The sequence below is a fragment of the Jannaschia formosa genome, from assembly GCF_003340555.1.
Taxonomy (GTDB): domain Bacteria; phylum Pseudomonadota; class Alphaproteobacteria; order Rhodobacterales; family Rhodobacteraceae; genus Jannaschia; species Jannaschia formosa.
In genome coordinates this window covers 1-3944 of sequence record NZ_QPLJ01000064.1, presented here as the reverse complement: position 1 = coordinate 3944, position 3944 = coordinate 1, and the positions used below count along the sequence as shown (strand labels likewise).

The 3944-nt window shown below is 66.9% G+C and carries 4 protein-coding genes; 1 reads left to right on the top strand and 3 read right to left on the bottom strand.

Annotation, left to right across the window (positions count from 1 at the left end; genetic code table 11):
• The first annotated feature begins 255 nt into the window (after nt 1-255).
• Nucleotides 256-2229, top strand: a complete 1974-nt coding sequence (locus tag DR046_RS22655; RefSeq protein ID WP_115384602.1) for a PhoX family protein — start codon at nt 256-258, stop codon at nt 2227-2229.
• Nucleotides 2230-2232: 3 nt separating this feature from the next.
• Here DR046_RS22655 and DR046_RS23390 read toward each other — a convergent pair whose 3' ends face one another.
• The 3 genes from DR046_RS23390 to DR046_RS22645 all read right to left on the bottom strand — a co-directional run bounded on the left by DR046_RS23390 (nt 2233) and on the right by DR046_RS22645 (nt 3642).
• Nucleotides 2233-2487 carry a hypothetical protein gene (locus DR046_RS23390; protein WP_135227397.1) on the bottom strand — a complete coding sequence of 85 codons (255 nt, stop codon included), beginning with the start codon at nt 2485-2487 and terminating at the stop codon, nt 2233-2235.
• Nucleotides 2488-2769: 282 nt separating this feature from the next.
• The gene (locus DR046_RS24500; RefSeq protein WP_245191064.1) at nt 2770-3228 is read right to left on the bottom strand and encodes a recombinase family protein; all 459 of its coding nucleotides are present in this window, start codon (nt 3226-3228) and stop codon (nt 2770-2772) included.
• A gap of 135 nt (nt 3229-3363) precedes the next feature.
• Nucleotides 3364-3642 carry a hypothetical protein gene (locus DR046_RS22645; RefSeq protein ID WP_115384601.1) on the bottom strand — a complete coding sequence of 93 codons (279 nt, stop codon included), beginning with the start codon at nt 3640-3642 and terminating at the stop codon, nt 3364-3366.
• Nucleotides 3643-3944 lie beyond the last annotated feature (302 nt).

Below are 3944 nucleotides of genomic sequence, written 5' to 3'. Positions count from 1 at the left end.
TCTCGCAACCCGAACCTTCTCCGAAGCTCGGCGATGACCGCCAGCGTCACCCACGGCCGCGCGCCGCGCTACGCCGAAGGCTCCGCGCGCGGCCTCCTACACCACCACCCGGGACGCTGCCTACAGTTGCGGCCCCGATCCAAGGTGCCACCCGGAAGTGACTACGTGTTAACCCCTTCTGTTCAGGCGTTACAAGGCGCGTCCTCGGTGGCAGAATGGCGCCACTTGGCAAGGCCAAGTCAGGGAGGAAAGACCATGAAATTCACTATCTTCGATCCGTTGAACCGCTCTCAGCGTTTCGACGCCGCGGATGACAAGGGCGTCAACAAGTCCCGCGCACCGACCATCGGCGACGTGATCGCGGCGCGGATGGGGCGCCGTGACCTCATCAAGGGGGCACTTGGCTTCACGGCCATCGCCGCCACGGTCAGCCCGCTGGCGCTGGCTGCCAGCCGCGCACATGCCCAGGCCGACGGGGGTCGCTTCGATTTCCCCGAGATCGAGGCAGGCGTCAGCGACGACATCGTCGTGGCCGATGGCTACGACGCCGATGTTCTGATCCGCTGGGGCGATCCCGTTCTGCCCGGCGCCCCCGAGTTCGACGTCGACAACCAGAGCGCCGAGGCCCAGAACCAGCAGTTCGGCTACAACGCGGATTTCATCGGCACCGTGCCCCATCCTGACGCGCCGGACGATCCGGACCGCCTGCTGCTGGTGAACCATCACGAGTACACCAACGAGGAGTTGATGTTCCCCGGCTTGGACGCCGAGGACGAGGAATTCGCCTACATGACCGAAGAACTCGTCAATATCGAGAAGGCGGCCCACGGCGGCAGCGTCATCGAGATTCGTCGTGGCGAAGACGGGAAATGGGCGGTGGTGCGCGACTCTCGTTACAATCGCCGCATCACGGCCGAGACGCCGATGACGATTTCGGGTCCGGCTGCCGGGCACGCCAAGATGCAGACCAATGCCGACCCGAGCGGAACCGAGGTGCTGGGCACGTTCAACAACTGCGCCGGCGGCATCACGCCCTGGGGCACCTGGCTAATGGCCGAGGAGAACTTCAACGGGTATTTCTGGGGCGAGGAGGACAACGCCGAACAGGAGGGCCTCGAGGACGAGCCGGCGAAGATCCTCTATGCGCGTTACGGCGTGCCCGGGAAATGGTACGCTTGGGGCAAGTTCGACGATCGCTTCCATGTCGGCAAGGAACCGAACGAGCCGAACCGCCACGGCTGGATCGTCGAGGTGAATCCGGCCGACCCGGACTCGACACCCGTGAAGCGCACTGCCCTGGGCCGCTGCAAGCACGAGGGCGCGATGCCCGCGGTCAATGGTGACGGCCGGGTCGCGCTGTTCATGGGCGATGACGAGCGGTTCGACTACGTCTACCGCTTCGTCACGCAGGATGCCTACGACCCGGAGAACCGGGATCCCGACATCCTCGACCGTGGCACGCTGTCGGTGGCCCGGTTCGACGCGGACGGCAGCATGACCTGGATTCCGCTGATCCACGGCGAAGGGCCGCTGACGGCCGAGAACGGCTTCTCCGATCAGGGCGACGTGCTGATCCAGACTCGTCGGGCAGCCGATTTCCTCGAAGCGACTCCGATGGACCGCCCCGAGGACGTGGAACCGGACCAGAACACCGGCAAGATCTACGTGATGCTGACCAACAACACGCGGCGCAAGCCGGGCGACGAGAACGCGGCCAACCCGCGTCCCGAGAATACGTTCGGGCACATCATCGAGATCACGGCGCCGGACGGCGATTTCGCAGCCGACACGATGGGGTGGGAGATCCTCGTCAAGTGCGGGGACCCGTCGATCGCGGAGGTCGGTGCGACCTTCTCGCCGGCGACGAGCGAGAATGGGTGGTTCGGCATGCCGGACAACTGCGCGATCGACGCCAACGGTCGGCTCTGGATCGCCACCGACGGGAACTCGCCCGAGGACACCGGGCGGACCGACGGTCTCTGGGCGGTCGAGACCGAGGGGGAGCTGCGCGGCACGTCGAAGCACTTCTTCCGCGTGCCTGTCGGAGCGGAACTCTGCGGCCCCTGGTTCGTCAATAACGACCAGTCGCTGTTCGTGGCGGTCCAGCACCCGGGTGACGGCTCGACCTTCGACAACCCGTCGACCCGCTGGCCCGATTTCGAGGATGGGATGCCGCCACGTCCGGCGGTGGTCGTGATCCAGAAACAGGGCGGTGGCCGGATAGGGTAGCAATCAAGCACCTGGTTCTGCCGGAGGGGTGCGTCGATCGCGACGCACCCTTTTCTTGACCAGTCTCGAACCGCCGTTCTGTTCGCGATGGCCGCAATGCAGATCATTCGTACGACGCGGGCTGCTGCCGCGCGCAGGCGCAAGCGAACCGTTTCGAAAAGCCGCGCCGCAGCAGTCGACCGCCAACGAACCTTCGGCAATGGCCAGCTGCATCGAACCACGGGCCGCCACGAGCACCAGCGGGGCAATGGCGGCCACGATCAGTTCGGGCTCAGAGCAGTCGGTCGCTGCGTCTGGGACGGAAGTCTGCTTTCGCGAGCGAAGCTCCCGGCTACGCAGCCAGCCTTGCCGGCAGGTTGCGGACGTTCGACTCGCGCCACCGCGCGCCGCGGCGGGTGCGGATGCCGCGGGCGTTCAGTTCTGCCCGCCAGCGCCCGGAGCGTCTTGTGGCCAGCGTCCTCGAGGGCCCCGACGGTCGGCCCGAGGTCTCTGGCGAAGGCGTCGGCAATGGCCGCGACGACAGCGCGGAGGGGCGCACCGCTATTGCCTGCGCGTCGCAGCGCGGGGGGGCACCGTCCAGATTGCCGAGGCGGACGCCGCGGCCCTCGCAGCCGGCAGCGCCTCCTTCGTGCGCCGTGAGATCGCCTCGCGCTCCTGCTGGGCGACGAGGGCCATGATGCCGACGTTCAGGTCGTTGGCCTCGGGCATGTCGCAGGCGAGGAAGCGGACGCCGGCGTCGCGCAGGATGAGCAGGAACGCCGCGTTGCGAGAGAGCGGGTCGAGCTTCGCAATGACGAGGGTGGCGCCGGTGAGGCGGGCGAGGTCGACGGCCTTTGCCAGCTCCGGTCGATCGGCGCGACGCCCGCTCTCGACCTCGGTGAAGCGTGCCGTGACCTGCGCGCCGCGGCTCTCGGCGAAGGCGTCGATGGCGCTCCGCTGCGCCGCGAGCCCGAGGCCGCTCGCGCTCTGCCGAGCGGTCGAGACGCGTTTGGAGGACACGAGCCTCGCAGGTCCGGGGCGGTCGCGCACACTCCTCTGACCTTGCCCGCCCATGTACACACCTGCCTGACGTTCGTTGCGCAGGTCTGTACGTCGCTCGTCCGAGGCCCGAAGTGTAGGCGAAGGGCGCCGTCGTCAGCGCTCCTCGCGCTCGTGATCGGACAGGTCGGCCTTCACCCCGCAATGCCTGTCGTCCCACGCGGCAGTCGAGCGCTCCACCAGTTGCTCCGCGTCCCTCGACCTGTCAAAGTCCGCGGACCCGATAATGATCCTGGTGATGGCCGTGGTCCCGGTTGTGGGACCTTCGGTCACGTCTGCCAGGCGCATCCGCGAGGTGGGTGTGATGCCGAACTCCGCCATGTAGCGGCCCACTCCCCCGGTATAGAGTTTCTTGATGCGGAGGTTTGGGTTCATGCGGCTCCGAAGAGGAGGAGCCATGACGGACGAAGGGAGCAGGGGGGCGGGCTTGCCGGAGCGCGTCCCTCACGCTGGAGGAGGCAAGCCCGCTGCGTCGCGTCACCGTCGCATGTCGGCGCAAGGGAAACAGGAGGCTGTTCTGCGGGTCCTTCGCGGTGAGGCTCCCGATTTGGTCAGCCTGTGACTCGGCGTGCAACTTTGGGTCTGACGCAAAGTTGGTGCATTTCCCGGTTCATGATGCCGCTACGAGGCGCGCTTTCAGGAGGTCGATGTTGGCCCGGCCATACATCTGGCGTTTG